Origin of the sequence: Paenibacillus apis (genome assembly GCF_018333295.1) — a bacterium.
Lineage (GTDB): Bacteria > Bacillota > Bacilli > Paenibacillales > Paenibacillaceae > Fontibacillus > Fontibacillus antibioticophila.
In genome coordinates this window covers 284,912-301,502 of record NZ_BORS01000003.1, presented here as the reverse complement: position 1 = coordinate 301,502, position 16,591 = coordinate 284,912, and the positions used below count along the sequence as shown (strand labels likewise).

General features: G+C 48.5%; 17 protein-coding genes and 1 other RNA gene. 7 read left to right on the top strand and 11 right to left on the bottom strand.

Annotated features, from left to right (window positions below):
• The first annotated feature begins 86 nt into the window (after window positions 1-86).
• Window positions 87-1,274, top strand: coding sequence for an SGNH/GDSL hydrolase family protein (locus tag KI362_RS05940; RefSeq protein ID WP_301625605.1), 1,188 nt, complete (start codon window positions 87-89; stop codon window positions 1,272-1,274).
• 348 nt (window positions 1,275-1,622) lie between these two features.
• On the top strand, window positions 1,623-2,108 hold the full coding sequence (gene smpB / locus KI362_RS05935) for an SsrA-binding protein SmpB (protein WP_044480643.1): 486 nt from the start codon (window positions 1,623-1,625) through the stop codon (window positions 2,106-2,108).
• Between the two features lie 339 nt (window positions 2,109-2,447).
• Here the strand turns inward: smpB and KI362_RS05930 are convergent, their stop codons facing one another.
• The 3 genes from KI362_RS05930 to KI362_RS05920 form a co-directional block, all read right to left on the bottom strand.
• Window positions 2,448-3,098 (bottom strand): isochorismatase family protein, encoded by a 651-nt coding sequence (locus KI362_RS05930; RefSeq protein WP_212940448.1) that lies wholly within the window; start codon window positions 3,096-3,098, stop codon window positions 2,448-2,450.
• 45 nt (window positions 3,099-3,143) lie between these two features.
• Window positions 3,144-4,511, bottom strand: coding sequence for a uracil-xanthine permease family protein (locus KI362_RS05925; protein WP_044480640.1), 1,368 nt, complete (start codon window positions 4,509-4,511; stop codon window positions 3,144-3,146).
• 71 nt (window positions 4,512-4,582) lie between these two features.
• On the bottom strand, window positions 4,583-5,263 hold the full coding sequence (locus tag KI362_RS05920; RefSeq protein WP_212940450.1) for a FadR/GntR family transcriptional regulator: 681 nt from the start codon (window positions 5,261-5,263) through the stop codon (window positions 4,583-4,585).
• A gap of 287 nt (window positions 5,264-5,550) precedes the next feature.
• Between KI362_RS05920 and KI362_RS05915 the strand changes: the two genes are divergently transcribed.
• A complete protein-coding gene (locus KI362_RS05915; protein WP_301625600.1) occupies window positions 5,551-6,780 on the top strand; it encodes an MFS transporter in 1,230 nt (409 codons plus the stop codon).
• A 114-nt stretch (window positions 6,781-6,894) separates the two neighbouring features.
• Here the strand turns inward: KI362_RS05915 and KI362_RS05910 are convergent, their stop codons facing one another.
• A complete protein-coding gene (locus KI362_RS05910; protein ID WP_301625598.1) occupies window positions 6,895-7,938 on the bottom strand; it encodes a DUF2167 domain-containing protein in 1,044 nt (347 codons plus the stop codon).
• Between the two features lie 300 nt (window positions 7,939-8,238).
• Here KI362_RS05910 and ssrA point away from each other — a divergent pair.
• Window positions 8,239-8,603: a transfer-messenger RNA gene (gene ssrA / locus KI362_RS05905) on the top strand.
• A 618-nt stretch (window positions 8,604-9,221) separates the two neighbouring features.
• Here the strand turns inward: ssrA and KI362_RS05900 are convergent.
• On the bottom strand, window positions 9,222-9,416 hold the full coding sequence (locus tag KI362_RS05900; protein WP_016313935.1) for a ribbon-helix-helix protein, CopG family: 195 nt from the start codon (window positions 9,414-9,416) through the stop codon (window positions 9,222-9,224).
• 209 nt (window positions 9,417-9,625) lie between these two features.
• Between KI362_RS05900 and KI362_RS05895 the strand changes: the two genes are divergently transcribed.
• A complete protein-coding gene (locus tag KI362_RS05895; protein ID WP_301625595.1) occupies window positions 9,626-10,123 on the top strand; it encodes a hypothetical protein in 498 nt (165 codons plus the stop codon).
• Between the two features lie 374 nt (window positions 10,124-10,497).
• On the opposite strand, the gene KI362_RS05890 is transcribed toward KI362_RS05895, so the two are convergent.
• From KI362_RS05890 to KI362_RS05865, 6 genes are all read right to left on the bottom strand, one after another.
• The gene (locus tag KI362_RS05890) at window positions 10,498-10,905 is read right to left on the bottom strand and encodes a type II toxin-antitoxin system death-on-curing family toxin (RefSeq protein ID WP_301625594.1); all 408 of its coding nucleotides are present in this window, start codon (window positions 10,903-10,905) and stop codon (window positions 10,498-10,500) included.
• Complete coding sequence (locus KI362_RS05885) at window positions 10,902-11,165, bottom strand: AbrB/MazE/SpoVT family DNA-binding domain-containing protein (RefSeq protein ID WP_212940457.1); 264 nt, start codon at window positions 11,163-11,165, stop codon at window positions 10,902-10,904. The genes KI362_RS05890 and KI362_RS05885 overlap by 4 nt, the downstream gene beginning before the upstream one ends.
• A 316-nt stretch (window positions 11,166-11,481) precedes the next feature.
• Window positions 11,482-11,832: a YxeA family protein gene (locus KI362_RS05880; RefSeq protein ID WP_301625593.1), complete on the bottom strand. Its 351-nt coding sequence runs from the start codon at window positions 11,830-11,832 to the stop codon at window positions 11,482-11,484.
• Window positions 11,833-11,854: 22 nt separating this feature from the next.
• Window positions 11,855-12,586 (bottom strand): ABC transporter permease, encoded by a 732-nt coding sequence (locus tag KI362_RS05875; protein WP_301625592.1) that lies wholly within the window; start codon window positions 12,584-12,586, stop codon window positions 11,855-11,857.
• A 12-nt stretch (window positions 12,587-12,598) separates the two neighbouring features.
• Window positions 12,599-13,351 carry an ABC transporter permease gene (locus KI362_RS05870; protein ID WP_301625591.1) on the bottom strand — a complete coding sequence of 251 codons (753 nt, stop codon included), beginning with the start codon at window positions 13,349-13,351 and terminating at the stop codon, window positions 12,599-12,601.
• A complete protein-coding gene (locus KI362_RS05865) occupies window positions 13,348-14,265 on the bottom strand; it encodes an ABC transporter ATP-binding protein (protein WP_301625798.1) in 918 nt (305 codons plus the stop codon). The genes KI362_RS05870 and KI362_RS05865 overlap by 4 nt, the downstream gene beginning before the upstream one ends.
• Window positions 14,266-14,465: 200 nt before the next feature.
• On the opposite strand from KI362_RS05865, the gene KI362_RS05860 reads away from it, so the two are divergent.
• Complete coding sequence (locus KI362_RS05860) at window positions 14,466-15,179, top strand: response regulator transcription factor (RefSeq protein ID WP_301625590.1); 714 nt, start codon at window positions 14,466-14,468, stop codon at window positions 15,177-15,179.
• Complete coding sequence (locus tag KI362_RS05855) at window positions 15,179-16,558, top strand: sensor histidine kinase (RefSeq protein ID WP_301625589.1); 1,380 nt, start codon at window positions 15,179-15,181, stop codon at window positions 16,556-16,558. Before KI362_RS05860 ends, KI362_RS05855 begins: the two co-directional genes overlap by 1 nt.
• Window positions 16,559-16,591 lie beyond the last annotated feature (33 nt).

The following is a 16,591-nucleotide window of genomic DNA, read 5'->3' as shown; positions in this document are numbered from 1 at the left end:
TGTTGGGAGGTGCGCACGCAGAACAAGATCAGGACGAGTGAAGCTGGCGTTGTGATGAAAGCATCAAATAGAAAGAAGGTTAAAAGATGAGGACAGGGCAGCAGGTATGTCAACATCGCAGCAGACTGAACCGTACAGGGCAGCGGCTGAGGGAAGGGAAACTGACGATCGGCTTCATAGGAGGCTCTATCACGGACGGGAGGCCAAGACATAATTGGCCTGAACCAGTGACCGCATGGATGGTGGACCGATTCAAGGGAGTCAGGATTTGCGTTGAGAATGCAGCGATCGGCGCCACAGGGAGTGATCTGGCAGTACTGCGCGCCAAGCGGGATCTGCTTGATCGGGGCTGTGATCTGATTTTTGTCGAATACGCTGTTAATGATAATGACTTGCCTACCGAGCGGCGAATGGCAACAAGAGAAGGGCTGATTCGCAAGCTGCTGGCAGGTGAATCTGCCAAAGGTGAAGGAAAGCAGACCATGGATGAGCCTGTGCGGGATATTGTTCTGGTGCATACCATCTGCCAAAAAATGTATGAAGGAGTGCTGTCCGGACAGATTCCTGCTTCCGTGGCTGAGCTTGAGCAGCTTGCTGACCGCTATCGGCTTAATTCAGTCTGGATGGGTCTGCATGCCTTTGAGGAGGTGCAACGCGGAATGATGTCCTGGGAGGACTGGCTGCCAGATGGACTGCACCCCACCTTAAGGGGCAGCTACAGTTATGCGCAGAGTGTGATAGCTTTTCTGGAGCAGCAGCTGGGCAATGGGTTTGAATCAGCTCATATCAATGAGGGCAGGGATAGCATTGCTGTGAATTCAATACCGTTTGCAGAGGTAAAACATGAGTTGCCTGAACCGCTGTGCGCCCGCCACTGGCAGGATGTGTCTCTGTTACCCCTGAATGAGGTAAGGCTAGAGGGTCACTGGGTTACCAAGCGGTGGCTCTATTATGAGTGGTTTGATCAAGTGTTGGAGACGAGCACCATGGGAGCCAAGCTGCATTTTCAATTTACGGGACGCGGCGCAGTGTTAGCCTTTGACTTCGGCAAGTCCTCTGCTGAATTCAGATATCGCTTCGATGGCGGCGAGTGGATGGAGGAGCAGCGGGATCGCCCTGACTGGGCGGGAAAGGACGGTTGGCTGCGCTTGAGCATACTGGCAGAGGATTTGCCGATGGGCGAGCATCTCTGCGAGTTGGAGGTCATACGCAGTCACGATTCCGCTTCCTGGGGAGGGAATTTCCGTTTGGGCCTGATCGGGATTATCCGGTGAACAAAATCCATTGCCCGGCAAACCCGATTGCAGAAGGGACAGCAGAAAGAGCTTTCTTGCTTTTGCCCAGTCGAGTTGATACAATTAAGCTCTGTGAAAGACTAAGTAGAACTATATAAACTACGTAGAAAGGGCATAAGTGTGAAGTGTGCTGAAGAAGCGAAAGCGTTCGCCTTTGTGAGTGGATTTCTACCTTATAATAACTTAGTTCAATTAGAGAAATCCGCGAACAACAGCGATCGTAAGCACACTTCACACGTTGCCCTCAAAACGTAAAATTCAATAGTTCAATTTATATAGATAGACTAAGGTTTCGAGGCTCGGGGCACTCGGGAGAAGGAGGATGACATGGCGAAGAAAAATGATGGCAACGGCAAGGTGCTGGCCCAGAATAAGAAGGCTTCCCATGACTACTTTATCGAGGATACCTATGAAGCGGGCATGGTGCTGACGGGGACGGAGATCAAATCGATCCGTAACGCCCGGGTGAATATCGGCGATGCCTTTGCTACCATTCGTAATGGCGAGATTCACATACACAATATGCATATCAGTCCGTTCGAGCAGGGGAATCGGCACAATCCGACCGATCCGACCCGGACGCGCAAGCTGCTGATGCATAAAGCACAGATCAGTAAGCTGCTCGGCTTGGCCAAGCAGGAGGGATATTCCATTGTGCCGCTGAAGATTTACATCCGCAACGGCTATGCCAAGCTGCTTCTTGGCCTTGGTAAGGGGAAAAAGCAGTACGACAAGCGAGATGCCGCCGCAAAGCGCGATGCTCAGCGCGATATCCAGCGCGTATTGCGGGAGAAGCAGAAGGTGGCCAGATAATTGTATACAACAAAACCGGGAGTCCATGCAGCGGCCCCCGGTTTTATTATTTTTCAAGCTAAAGTGTTGAAAATGTTATTGAGTAATGGGTTCGTTCACAGTTCATTTCTATAGAAGAGGTTGTTCAAAAGTCGTCTTCACAGGACGGAGTTGTTCATGGAGTAAATTCGACATCGAATCTTGAATTCAGCTGGGCCTAGCGTATGCTTCCGTAGTATGTTTCTTGCAGAAACATTTCAGTTGCTCACGTAGATCTGTCTACGCTCCGCTACTCAGTCCCAGCTTCATCCAACCTTCTCGGTCCTGTAAACCCCAACTTTTTGAACTCGCACTAGAAGATTATAGTGCTGTCTTGGCTTTGATCTCATCAACAATTTCGCTCGTTGGACTAACTTGGCCAAATTCGTAGGCAATCACGCTGAGTGTTGTGCGTTGAATCTCATCCGCAGAGATTGCTCCCCAGCCCATGTCCGGGTAATCCATCGGGGCATTGGCATCACTCAGGAAAATAATCTTGTACTCCCGGTGGGCTCCATCCCGCACGGTAGTCTCGCAGCATACGTTGGTGACGGTCCCGCAGATAATGATCGTGTTCACATCGTTGGCCCGCAATATGGTGTCCAGATCCGTATCGTGGAAGCCGCTATAAAATAGCTTGTCTACAATAATGTCCTGCGGCTCCGGAGCCAGTTCATCGATAATTTCAACTCCAGGGATACCCCGCTTGAGAATTTCATTGGCATTCGGGTACATATCCAGGAATCGCCCTGTGTCGCTTCCGTCACCACGGACGATGTGGCGAAGATAGACTACCGGCATACCGGCTGCTCGGGCGGCTGCGTTAAGCTCCTGAATGTTCTCAATAATGCCTGCGGTACGAGGTACGTATAGCGCTTCATCCTCCTTGCAAAACACATTTTGCATATCCACGACAATGACGGCCGTACGCTTCGGGTCAATATCCCATCTGACTTTATTCTTGATGCTCATCGGTAACACTCTCCTTAATAGGTTGGTTGATTACGGGTTGCCTGGTTAGGCGGCTTCCGTTGGCATAGGGTCTTGTGGCTTCAGTGTCGCTTCGCGACGTTCCAACATAGGACGAATCCACACGTTGATCGTTGTATTCAGCACGATCAGCATAATAACGCCGACGAGCATAGGTTGAGTGACGATACTCTGAATGGCGAGCGGGAGTCCGGCAGTCAGTTCAGCCGGGAGATACATGGTGCCAAGGGAGATGATGAAGGAAGAACCGGCCACAGCCAGATTCAATTCATCCCATTTGACTTTACTCACCATCTGGATTCCGCTAATGGCAATGATTCCGAACAGGATGGTGGAGGCGGCGGACAGGACGGCTCCGGGAAGTGAGGCGATGAACAAACCTACCTTAGGGATGAGTCCTAAAATGACGGCCATCACCCCGGCGGTCATGGTGACATAACGGCTGCCGATGCCTGAAACGCGGATGATACCGATGTTTTCAGGGTAAGAGGTTGTTCCAAGCCCGCCAAACACGGCGCCTATGGTACAGCCGAGGAATTCCCCGAACAGGCCGCGGTTGACGCGGGAGCTATCGAGCTCTTGCTTGCCCCATTTGGTGAGGAGCGTATACATGCCGACCGCTTCGGCGGAGGCTTGCAGGAAGGCTAGCAGCATTAGGATGACGACGGGAATGGAGATGCCGAATCCAAAGGGGAAAATCTGTGGCAGGCGGAACCATCCAGCGGAAGCAACGGCTGAGAAGTCGACCGAACCGAAGATAGAGAAGAAGAGGGTGCCTACAATGATTCCCCAAAGCAGGGCGCCTCGGCGGATAATGGTGTTACCCCCAAAGATCATGCAGACGAGCACACAGACCACGGTAATGAGGGAGGCAGTAAAGTTCATGCCGATGTTGGCGCTGCCGAACCAGTTCTTGAGGCCGATGTCTGCAAGCTGAGCACCGATGATGACCAGCAGGGTGCCGTAAACGATCGGCGGGGCAATGAATTTATTGATGTGGCCGATGAGACCAAATCTGCGAATGGGAATGGCCAGCAGCATAAAGATGATGCCTGCTACAGCCATGGAGCCGAACGCTGTACCCAGTCCGACGCTGGCGCTAGCCGAAAGGATAGCTACAAAGAAGGCAGCGGTAGGACCTTGAACCACCGGGAGTCGCAGCATTTTGCCCGATTGCAGGATCGTCACCAGTCCCGTCGTCAGAAAGCAGGCTTGAATCAGATAACCGACGACTTCAAAATCAAGGCCCAGTGCCTGACCAATCAGGACCGGGAACAGGAAGATGCCGGTTAGGGCTAATAAATGCTGAAATCCATAAGTGACGTTGGCGCCGAAGGAAAGCTTCTCCTCGATACCGACCTGCAGGGTTTGGTTGTCTTCGTGTTCGTGATTCATGGTTAGTCCCCCTTTAAAATATAAATGGATAAATATTCAACATATCATCAGATGTTTGGGAAAAGGCGAGGTCATCCGATGTTTACAACATCAATGTTCTGTGCGGCGAATTGCTTGGCTTCCTCGCTGCTCTTGTTCACGATAGAGCGGTACATAGCTTCGTGATAAGCCGTATTGTCTTCATATTGCCGGGTATCCAGAAGGAGTTGGCTAAGCATTTCCTTCAGGCTTTCCGCTACGACCTTGTACATTTCGAGCAAGACCTCGTTCTTCCCAGCCTCAGCCACTGCGATATGAAAAGAGATATCTGCTTCTACATACTCGGCGTAGTGGCCTTTCTCCAGGGCTTCTTGTCTTAGATCCAGGGCGGATCGCATCAGAGCGAGGTCGGAAGTAGTTCTTCTTAAGGCAGCCAGGCCAGCAAGCTCAATTTCTAAAATCCGGCGAGCCTCCATGACCTGAGTATTGTTCTTCGGAGTAATCGCCTGACTTACGCCTGTAAGATCGGAGGATGCCGACCGGATATAGGTCCCATCTCCTTGGCGCACTTCCAGCAGTCCGGCATGGGTTAATACTTTTACGGCCTCTCGGATGGTGGATCTCCCCACCGCCAGTAGCTTCATGAGCTCGGGTTCAGGAGGTAGCTTGTCCCCGCTTTTGTATTGGCCGGACTGGATGAGCCGTTGCATTTGATCCAGCACTTCATCTACCAATTTGCGACGTGGAATGGCTTTGAACTCCGGATATGCCATTGTCGGCCTCCTCTCATGTCAGGTTTTATCACCTTTGGCGATTTTTCAACTCGTTTTCATGTGATGTTTCACAGTATAGGGGGCTGTTTTCAAAAAATCAAGCTATTTTTTTATTTTTATGTAAGGTAACCTAACATATAAACTTGACATAAGTTTTGAAATGGGCGTATTCTAAATGGCAAGGAAACATCTGATGATTGATGTTATAGGAGTAAAAGTAAGGATAATATGAGGTTGCAAGGGGCTTGCTGCTAGGGCAAGACTTCTTTGTGAAGACAGGAGACAGGATGGAAACTAGACTAAGCAGCCTTCCGTGGGTGCACACGAATTATTTAATGATCCGACTTTTACTGTTTGGAGCGGCCTTGTTTATTTTATCTTCTCTATATGTAACGGTGCCGCTGCTTCCAGTATTTGTTGATCAATTCCATATTGGGGCGGGCAAGGCGGCTTTGTCGGGAAGTGCATTTTCTTTGTTCTTCGCTACAGGTTGTCTGGTCTATGGCCCCTTATCCAGCAGAGTAGGGCGCAAACGCACGATGGTCATAGGTTTGGCCGTATTAACTGTTGCTACAGCCTGTGTTGGCTACGCAACCAGCTTTGAGCTGCTGGTGCTGCTTAGAGCCTTGCAGGGAGCGGCGGCGGCCACGTTCTCGCCGGTGGCTCTGACGTATGCAGGGGAGACTTTCCCTCCGGAGCAGAGAGTGACGGCCATCGGCTTCATCAGCTCGGGATTTCTAATGGCCGGAATCTTCGGGCAGGTATGGGCCAGCTCATTGGCTTCGCTGGTCGGCTGGCCTTGGGTATTCAAAGGCCTAGCTGTATTGTATCTGCTGGTGCTGCTGCTTCTGGCGTTATGGCTGCCGTCCTCTCCCGTACAGCCAGGCTTGGCACGGCAGGGGCAAATGAAAGGAACTCCGCGCTGGTATGTTGTGCTATCGCGGCGGAACCTGCTGCTGTGCTACGGCATTACTTTGACTATTTTGCTTAGCTTTGTGGGGATGTACAGTGTGTTGGGGTCACTTCTGAGTCAGGCTCCGTATTCGCTTGGTGATATGGATATCTTGGGGATTCGCTCTCTCGGGATGGTTGGGATGGTTTTGTCCTTCTATGCAGGCGGGATGTGCCGAAAATGGGGCAGGCTTCAGGTGCTTCGCGCCGGATTAGCGGGTTCGCTGGGGGCTTTGACCGTCATGTCCTTGGTGCAGCATCTGGTGCTGTATGTGACGATGAGCGTGGTATTTGTGGCAGGAATTGCCGTGGTGGTGCCGGCGCTAATATCCCTGATCGGGGAACTTGGCAACGAGAATCGGGGCGTGGCGACCTCAGTCTATACCTTTGTCTTGTTTGCCGGGGCCAGCGTGGGTCCGATACTAGCCGCAACTTTGCTCGGAAGCGGGCAGACTGCACTGCTGCTCCTTGTCTTCGCCGGTATTTTAATGGCGGCCTTTGCTTGTTCGCTGTGGGTTCGAGTGTCAGAAGAGAGGGAGGAGGGACTCTCTCAAACGGTAAAATAAGGCCGATAATTGTATACAACAAAACCGGGAGTCCATGCAGCGGCCCCCGGTTTTATTATTTTTTCAAGCTATTGTGTGTTGAAACATTTATTGAAGAGCTGCAGGCAGCAGCCGTTACATCGAGGTTGGCGGCTTGTTGTTCGGATCGTTCTCCGCCTCGAATTTGGAGCGGAAGCGATTCTGATCCGGCTGCTCGGCTGATGGCTGCTGATAGTTCTGCACATTCGGAGCCATATCCGGGCCGGAACCAGAGTGATCGGCAGGCAGGGTGTCTTGCACCGGCCCTGTGTCCTTGTTCTTCTTCTTGAACAGCTTCCCGAACCAGAGGAAGGGTGCAAAAATCAGGAACCAGAACTTTTTGATGATCAGGGTGATCAGTGCGATGAGGCCTGTTTTCTTGGCTACAGCAGCGCCTGCTCCGCCCAGAATGAGCCCCGTCAGACCTAAGGAAGATTTCTTGTCCTTGGAAGGATCGAAATCAGCGTAGGTATTGCCGGAGGTTACCGTCAGATTAGGGAGGATCTCGCTCTCAAACATGCTGCGGTCCGCGGCCAGGTTCTCCGGGTCAGAGACAAGAATAGCGGATATGTATCCGACACGGGTAAGGACACGCACATTGTAGTTGATCAGCGGCTCTCCATCAATATCGTGCAACAGCAGGGCCCAAGTCAGACTGCGAAGCGAGTCGTCATAGGCCGGCTCCTGGAACCATCCATCCACGAAGAGATGATTGTATTCCGGCAGCTCCTCGTTTGCCGCTTCTTGCCCGTCTTTATAGCTCTTGAGCAGGGCCTTGGCGTCGATGTCGGATTTCTCCTCGTCTTCGATATGACCGGTCTCATCATATTCGAAGTACACGCTCCACATCGTATCCTCATACGCAGGCTCTACATATCCGATTTCCCTGTATGAAGGAAGATCCTGAAAGCCTTCGATGAACGCAATCGTATCGTCCTCATCAAGGAAAAAGTAATTTTCCGGTAATGTCAGCTCGGCGATATTGGACAACCGAACCTTCTGACCGGATCCCTCAATCCAGTTCAATTCAGGCTCCACAGCTTCAGCCGCCGCGGCGAAAGGCATCGCAAACAAGCTGAGCAGGATTACGCAGGATAGCAAAAGCCTCGGCAGCTTATGCTTCTTGGTGCTGGAAATCATAATTTACCCCCATTATTAACGTATTATTCCAATAGGAAAATGGAATGCTATGATCTTACCATGAATGAACAGCAGAATGAAGGAATATTTATACAGTTATTGAGATTTTCTCGGCTTTTTATAGGGGTGAATTTGCTTTTCGGCTTGCGCCTTGCTACAATTATTTCTACCGCTTGGCACGGCTGCCAGTGATTCACCAGGCAAATTCCGCGTCATATGTGGTATACTACATGAAGGTTAAGGAAAGAACACAGCATTCATGCTTGGCTTGACCGTTAACCGGGAACCACCTTTTATTACGGGGGCGTTTTTGGATTCGACGGGGGTAGATCGAGCATGGGTAGCGGGTAGTGGGGACGCGGCCGCTTTATCAACGCTAAAGCCTATTAAATGGCAAACAACAAAACAACTACGCTTTCGCAGCTTAATAACCTGTGAGCGTGCTCCTCTCTTGCATCGCCCATGTGCCGGATGTAGGGGCTAACCTATAGTGGGATACGCCGATCGGTCTCCGCCTGGGGTCGACGGAAGAAGACAATCAGGCTGACCCAAAGGGAATCTTGTGACAGGGAGTCTCTAGGGTGACATCAAATCTGTCACTACACCCGTAGAAGCCTATGTGGCGTTGCCTTCGGACAGGGGTTCGACTCCCCTCGCCTCCATAAGAGACGCAGAAAGGGCCCTCGACCAAGGAATTGGGCGAGGGCCCTTTGCTGTTAGAGGCAATCGAGAGGAGAGCTGCTTTCAAGTATCTTTAGAGCTCAGGATATAATGTAGTCTTGGATCGGTTGGTTTCGATCCGATTCGCTCTAAATATCCTTCCTCAACGAGTGTTTCCAAGATTAACTTTGCAGTTCTGCCAATAAAATCAGCGAAATCTTTCGTAAAGACCTTTTTCCGCATCGAAGCAAATTCCAATGCTTGCCGTTGTTCAGGCGAGAATCCAAACCATTGTTCAGAGTGGAGTTCAATCCACGCACTTTCGCAGGAAAGCTACTGAAATGCTTTCCCTTGAACCGGGGGTCGATTGAGTAATAAATGGACAGTATTGGAATTAATGATATGGCGTCAGATGTCCATTAAATTTAGATAAAGAAAATGGGACTTCGAGGCTAATTTAACAAGAGGAGAGTTAATGGATGTTTTGAAAAAGTAAAAGTATCAGTTCACCAAAAGAAGCATGAACGTATTATTTCATGAAAAAAACGGTCAGTTTCAGATAAACTCTGAAAATGGAATAGATAAGTTAAGGTGCCTAACAAGGCACCTTTTTTATATATAGATTAATCATTTGTAGAATCAATAAACTTTACATTCTTAAGGGCATATTCCAATGCCATGTTTATGATTTCGTTTCGGGAACGGTTGCTCTTTCGGGCAAGCTCATCTAATTGTTCTTGAAGAATTTTTTCAATGCGGATCGACATCGTTACAGTCTTGTCTTCCCTTGGAGTTATGATGAACTCGTCATTACTCATATGAATCACCTCACGTATCAGTATAGAAAGAAAGTGAGGGATTATAACATAACACAATTTATGTTATAAAACGAATACAAATTGTAATTTAATTATGATACAATTATAAGTACAAAAGGTTGGTAATACAAATGAGAAAGAACACCTCGTTGCACCCCAAATTATCTTTGGTCCCTAGTCGGTATCTTTCGTATAGGATGGCAGCATTGATGGAGATTACTATAGACTCCATTCCAGGTGGAGCCATATTCTATGATGAATACGCAGACGATTTGTTTAAAGTGAAAATTTACTTGGAAGGCCAAAAGATCGTTGGCCCCATTTATGGCTATGGTCCAAATTCGGAAGAAAAGGAACTCGAAGTTGAACGACATATCAATCATTTGCTGCCCTATGTTCATGATGTCTGGGTCAAAAGAGTTTTACTAGAAAATTTGATCGTGGATGCCAGGCTTGAATTGGATGCCTATGATGAGGAGCTAAACACAGCTAGTCCCGTAGAGCTTGCGATAATATGGGAACCTCGCGACAGGAGTAAATGGTGGACATTGTTATACCTATCAAAGAGGGAAGTACTACAATACAGTAAGTATGAAGCACAAAGGAATCTTAATAAGTACGAGAAGATGCTAAGTGAATTATCAAGTTATGATGGGGAACCCTCGCGTAATGAAATCATAGACACAAAAAATCACCTGAAAGGGTGACTTTTTGTTAAAACATCCTATATACCTCTCGGAGCAGGAGCTCCGCCTGCATGGCGAGGTCCTGCAGATGGCTCCGGGGTATCGATGTGGATTAGCCGAGAAAGTGGTGGGGATTCGGGTGGAGGATTCGTAGGGGCACTAGAAAAAATGTATAGTTTAGAAGCATTTGATTATTACAGGTACAGATACAGATGAATTTAGAATATTATCTATTGAAGCTGGTATGATGCTCAGATATAGGGGATTTGATTTAAGAGATAATATTCTTTTGAATTCATCAGGAAGTGATAGCCGCATTGACGAGAATGATTAGATACACTTCAATAAGGCTCACCATTATGAACACCATCCGCAAAAGGATAGTGTTTTGTACTTTATGAATTAGGGACCGTGATGCAGTGAGCCTCAATAATCGAAACCATCTCTTGAAAATCAAAACGATGATTAACCATATCTACAGTAAAATCTTCGGCTTTCTTTATGTCCATCTTGAAGTGCAGGCCATTAAAACGTAGGAATACAACCAGTGCTGTAAAAGCGGTCCGTTTGTTTGCGTTGTGAAAAGGATGGTTTTGGCCGAGGGATTCAAACAAAGCTGCGGCTTTTTCGAAAATAGTAGGATAAGCATCTTCGCCAAAAGCGGAAGATTGAGGTCGATGGACAGCCGATTCGAGCAATCCAGGTTCCTTAACTCCAATGTGTTCCCCCGGGCTATATCGTTGAATCATGGCAACATTGATTGCTATAACTTCTTGGACGGATAAATAACGAATGGATGTCATCTGTCTTTAAGTCCTCGAAGCGTTTGATCGTATTCTTCAATGACATCCGTCAATGTATCCATGAAGTCCGCACTTATTCCTTCAGGCAAGGAGACTTTTGTTGACTTCTTAATAATGATTTCTCCTGTGGCTGGACTAACATCAATGGTGACGGTGTCACCTTGATCCAGTCCAATTTGCTTCAAAGCATCCGTCATGGTTATACCGAGGCTGTTGCCAAATTTGGTCACTTTCCGTTCCATCTCCATCATCCTGTTCATTAGGTTTCCTCCTTATCATCATATTCAATCGTTATAATAATTATACAGTTATAATATTGAGAAGACAATCAGGCTGACCCAAAGGGAATCTTGTGACAGGGAGTCTCTCGGGTGACATCAAAACTGTCACTAACCCGTAGAAACCCATGTGGCGTTGCCTTCGGACAGGGGTTCGACTTCCCTCGCCTCCACACAGAAAATCCACAACCGATCCCGGTTGTGGATTTTTGCTTCTTTTCCTCGATTGTTAATCCTATCCCAGCGGTCCCCACAGGTATATAACTTTACAGTGAACTTTTGCCGATGTTCAGACAGTTTATTTTTGATACTGCTGCCGCACCGCCTCCGGAAGATCCTCGAAGGAAATCTCTTCCCAGTGTGTGACGCCTCGAATCAGGGTGTAGTACAACTGGATATAAGCTCCTTCTTTCAGTTGCTTCCCAGCCGAAAAATCAAGCTTCTTTTCTTGTCCTTTATCATTATAGGCGGTTATCTCATAATTGTAACGTTCATTACCATCATGTACGCCGGGGCCGATTATCATCGAATAATAGACGGTTTTTCCCGCAGGATTTCCAGGTGTTAGCTTCTCCGGGGTGAAGAAGATCATCCACAAGCATGCTGCAATCACGATAATGAGCCCTAACACTAGCAATATTTTTTTCATCCAAAGTTCCTCCTAAGCGCAATCAGGATGTGACAATATCTTTGTTCTTTAGCCGTCGAATAGACATGGTCGCAAAAAGAATTATGAAAGCCATATTCATCAACCAAAACAGAATATTTTGTACGCTACTCAGCTTATCTTGACTCAGCACGCTCATGCCGATGGTGAGCAGCGAGAACGGGAAAAATACACCCGCTTTGACAACATACATACCCAGCCCGATAAAAACTGCGCACAGACTAATGCCGATAGGCGTAGCGAAGCTACGGATCCGCAGCGACAGCCCCAATTGCAGAGCGCAAATGGATATAGAAGCATACCACCCGCGTAACGTCCAGCCTATAGTCTCTAGCGGGAAAGGACCGGGTAAGGAGAACAGGGTACCTGCAAGCCAGTATAGTCCCATGAACAGTGCTTGTGCGAGCAAGATTAGAATGCTAACGACAATTAATTTGGCAAAATACACACTAGCGACTCTTACAGGAGAGGACAACACCATATTCCAATTTCGGTTCTGATGCTCCAGTCTGCATATATAGGAACAGCAGATGGCGATCAGGATAGGCAGAAAAAACTCCCCGTAAAACAGGCTGACCTGGGTCCACAAGCTGTACCAGCCGTTTTGCAGGACTCCTTGGTTCACATAATAATTTGCACATCCGATCAGCAGGCTTATGGCAGGAAGTACAGCGAGTACCAGGCCTATCCGGGAATGCCGCAATTTGAGCAATTCAGCAGAGATACTTCGTCTCATCAGATTCCCTCCTCAAATTTCCTGCCGGGTGACATGGATGCTTCCGGCGATATAGAACAAGATGGTCATGATTAGCGCAGCCACTACGATGCCAGGGCTTACAAGCTGTGCCATATAGCTGCCCGAAGGCTCAGCGTATAGATAAGTAACCGGGCTGAGATCCAAATAATAAGACCAGATAAAAATATGTCTGACAGCATCCGGGAACAGACCGGCGGTCATGCCGATGAAGCCGCCCAGCATCCCCAGGCACAGTGCAAAGGCTTGATTCTTGATGGCCATAGAAATCCATTGCTGAAGAGCCGTAATAGCGAGAGTCGTCAGCAGGCTGCCACCAATGAAGCGGCTCAGCAATTCGATAGGGAGGGCGCCGGGAAAGTCCTTTATCAAACCGAACACAATCATAAGTGCGCCCTGGGCAAGGATGCCGTATAGGAGAAGACTATTCGCGCAAATATACTTCGCTGCGTAGAGATGGCTGCGGCTCACATTGGTAGCAACAAGCATTTTCCAGGTTGCTCCTTTATGCTCCATATCACAGATCCGGGAGACGACAATGGCCGAAATAATCGGCATAAAAAGTCCGTTCATGGACGATATGCTAAAAAAGACAGATTCCCAGACGGCTTGATCCGGATTGCCGGCAATAGACCGACTGATGGACATGAAGGCCCACAGCATCTCCACGACAAGAAATAATATAATCATGGTCCATATTTTTTTGCGGCGAATTTTGAAGTATTCCAGCCCTAGTATTTTGATCACAAGCTCCGCTCCTTCCCCGTCAGCTCCAGAAATATATCCTCCAGACTTTTCTTCTGCTCCTCGATCCGGGTGACTGGAACATTATGTTCAACAAGCAGTCTGTTCATTTCCGCCACCTCTGTGTCCGCAATATTGGCGAACTTAAGCCGGCTGCCCATTCGGGCCGGACTGTAAGCTCTAGCGAGAAGTATCTTTTCGGCTCTAACATTGTCTCCGGTTTTTAGAAGGATGGAGGTTCTGCTTTCATGCTGAAGGCTTGCCATACTTCCCTGGAATAGCAGCTTCCCTTCGCTGATAATGCCCACCGAGGTGGCGATTTGTTCAATCTCCGAGAGAAGGTGGCTGGAGAGCAAGATAGTTATTCCATAGCGTGCAGGTAATGATTTAATGAGCTCCCGGATTTCACCAATGCCTGCGGGGTCCAGACCGTTCGTTGGCTCATCGAGGATTAGCAGTTTGGGGAAGGCGAGCAGGGCCATTGCGATCCCCAGCCGTTGCTTCATTCCTAGCGAGTATTGTTCAGCTTTTTTGTCTTTCTGATTTTCCAGCCGCACGATCCGAAGCGCCTCATCGACGTTTTTATCCGGCACGTTACGCAGGCGTTGCATGACCTTCATATTCTCAAGCCCCGTTAGATGTCCATAGTAGGAGGGAGACTCTATCAGCGATCCGGTACGTTGCAGAATGGACGGGCGATGTTTGCTCAGGCTTTCCCCGAAAATATGGATGGTCCCTTCAGAAGGCTTGATGAGTCCGAGCAGCATTTTTAGCGTGGTCGTTTTCCCCGCACCGTTTGGACCTAGAAACCCGTAGATTTCTCCTTCCTGAACATGAAGATTAACTCTATTTACACGATTAACAGCCTCATACGTTTTGGACAGGTTGTGCGTTTGGACAATAGTAGAACTACTCATATGAAAAGTCAGCTCCATTCAAATTTTTTGAAAATATAGGGAAGACGACAGCCGTTTCACCTTGGATATTTCCCCTCTGTTTCAACAGTAATGAATCCATCTTTCCTCAGTCTTAATAGAACCTTACAACAACCTTAAATAGGTTTGGGAAACATAGATAATTCGCATTTTTATGTATAATAAAAATCAGGTGATGCAGCTTGGACAATTTAAAAAGCAAAAAAATATTAATTGTGGATGATGAACCTGAAATCAGAATAATGATTGAAAGCTTTTTAAGAAAAGAGGGCTTTTTCCGCATTTATTCCGCCGCCGACTGCGCTTCAGCTCTGTCGATCTGCCGTACGGGCAAGCCGGATATCGCGATTCTCGATGTCATGCTGCCGGATGGTGACGGATTCTCACTGCTCTCTTCTATTAAACAGTTCTTGGACATGCCGGTTCTTTTTTTATCCGCCCGGGGAGAGGATGAAGACCGGTTACTCGGATTGGGCTTGGGGGCAGATGACTACATGGTGAAGCCGTTCCTGCCGCGCGAGTTGGTGCTACGGCTGACGGCAATTTTAAAGCGAGTCTACTCCTCCCCCGTGGCGGAGCGTCTATCTGCCTTTCAATTAGGGGAATATATCATTGATCTGGACAGCGCTATAGTTCACAGGAATCAGATAGAGCTGCCATTGACGGCAAAGGAGCATGCCATTCTTGTGAAGTTGTACGAGAACCAGGGCCGAATCGTCACGAGCGATGCCTTATGCCAGGCCGTCTGGGGGGATGACAGCTATGGCTACGAAAATACATTAATGGTCCATATCAGGCGAGTACGTGAAAAAATCGAGATGGATCCCTCCAACCCGGTTCACCTTCTAACGGTAAGAGGACTGGGATATAAGATGCTGGTGAAGGCGATACGCTGATGAGGGGAATCATTCGCATATTACGAGGGTTTGTCGCGACGACCATTTTCATCTCGATATTTTTACTTATTTTTAACTTCGTGGTACTGGGCATGCTGGTATTTAAGGAGATTAACCAGCGCCCGTCTCCGGAAGTCGTGCTCAGGCAAGTGGCCCAAGGCTTGAACAGCCAGAACGAAAGCTATGATCTGGACGAGCAAGTCACCGAACTTCTGCAGCACAATGAAGCTTGGGCTATGCTGCTCGGTGAAGATGGCCAAGTACAATGGGACTACCGATTGCCTAATGATGTTCCGCGAACCTATAATCTGGTCGATGTAGCCTTGTTTTCACGGTATTATCTTATGGAGTATCCGGTCTATATTTGGGAGCATGAGGATGGCTTGGTTGTGGTAGGGTATCCTAAGAAAAGTCATTGGAAATATCAATTCGATGTTCTTTCTGACTGGATGAGTTCTTTGCCCCTGCGGCTTGTGATGCTGTTGCTCCTTAATGCAGCAGTGGCCCTGCTGATCTCTGTCGTGATTGGAATGCGTCTCATGAGAGGGATACGTCCTCTTGTGGATGGAGTCCACAGCATTGCCAGGGAGGAACCGGTCCGGTTGAACTCCAAAGAGATATTCGGCGATTTGGCCCGGAGTATTAATTCCGCATCGGCTATACTTCAGAAGAAGACAGCCGCGTTGAAGGCGCGAGATGAGGCTCGCTCCAACTGGATCGCTGGCATCTCTCATGATATCCGAACCCCGCTTTCGATGGTTCTCGGCTATGCGAGTGAAATGGAAGATAATTTGGACCTGCCGGAGGAGCAAAGGCATCAGGCCGGTATCATCCGACGCCAAGGCGAGAAACTGCGCTCGCTCGTAAGCGATTTGAATCTGGTCTCTATGCTCGAATATGAAATGCAGCCGTTACAACTGAAGCACATCCGGCTCGCTGTTCTGGCGAGACAGGTTGCCACGGAATTTTTAAATAACGGGTTGGATGACCGGTATGTCATTGAATTGAAAATGACCGATGAAGCGGTTCAGATCAAAGGAGATGAGAAATTGCTGCTTCGGGCAATCAGTAATCTTGTCGAAAACAGTATGCGTCATAACCCACAGGGGTGCGAAATCACACTGGAAACCTCTCTATCCGAGGACCGTTCCCAATATCGCTTTATCGTAAGGGATAATGGACGGGGAATCCCGCAGGAGCAATTGGCAGAGATTACTGAATTGCCTTATTCATCAAGGAGAAGGAGGTCTGTCCAACAAGGTCACGGTCTGGGGCTTCCGATGGTAGCAAGGATTGCGCAGGCACATCAAGGCCGCCTTAAGCTTGTAAGCAGCGTGGACCAAGGCGGTCTAGAAGCAGTTATGGAATTTCCTGTATAGCGTCAGCACGAGAAATACAGAAACCCGCTTGCT

Coding starts and splice junctions, on each gene's coding strand:
- KI362_RS05940 (WP_301625605.1), top strand. CDS start 87: ATGAGGACAGGGCAGCAGGTATGTCAACATCGCAGCAGACTGAACCGT.
- smpB (WP_044480643.1), top strand. CDS start 1,623: ATGGCGAAGAAAAATGATGGCAACGGCAAGGTGCTGGCCCAGAATAAG.
- KI362_RS05930 (WP_212940448.1), bottom strand. CDS start 3,098: ATGAGCATCAAGAATAAAGTCAGATGGGATATTGACCCGAAGCGTACG.
- KI362_RS05925 (WP_044480640.1), bottom strand. CDS start 4,511: ATGAATCACGAACACGAAGACAACCAAACCCTGCAGGTCGGTATCGAG.
- KI362_RS05920 (WP_212940450.1), bottom strand. CDS start 5,263: ATGGCATATCCGGAGTTCAAAGCCATTCCACGTCGCAAATTGGTAGAT.
- KI362_RS05915 (WP_301625600.1), top strand. CDS start 5,551: ATGGAAACTAGACTAAGCAGCCTTCCGTGGGTGCACACGAATTATTTA.
- KI362_RS05910 (WP_301625598.1), bottom strand. CDS start 7,938: ATGATTTCCAGCACCAAGAAGCATAAGCTGCCGAGGCTTTTGCTATCC.
- KI362_RS05900 (WP_016313935.1), bottom strand. CDS start 9,416: ATGAGTAATGACGAGTTCATCATAACTCCAAGGGAAGACAAGACTGTA.
- KI362_RS05895 (WP_301625595.1), top strand. CDS start 9,626: ATGGAGATTACTATAGACTCCATTCCAGGTGGAGCCATATTCTATGAT.
- KI362_RS05890 (WP_301625594.1), bottom strand. CDS start 10,905: ATGACATCCATTCGTTATTTATCCGTCCAAGAAGTTATAGCAATCAAT.
- KI362_RS05885 (WP_212940457.1), bottom strand. CDS start 11,165: ATGAACAGGATGATGGAGATGGAACGGAAAGTGACCAAATTTGGCAAC.
- KI362_RS05880 (WP_301625593.1), bottom strand. CDS start 11,832: ATGAAAAAAATATTGCTAGTGTTAGGGCTCATTATCGTGATTGCAGCA.
- KI362_RS05875 (WP_301625592.1), bottom strand. CDS start 12,586: ATGAGACGAAGTATCTCTGCTGAATTGCTCAAATTGCGGCATTCCCGG.
- KI362_RS05865 (WP_301625798.1), bottom strand. CDS start 14,265: ATGAGTAGTTCTACTATTGTCCAAACGCACAACCTGTCCAAAACGTAT.
- KI362_RS05855 (WP_301625589.1), top strand. CDS start 15,179: ATGAGGGGAATCATTCGCATATTACGAGGGTTTGTCGCGACGACCATT.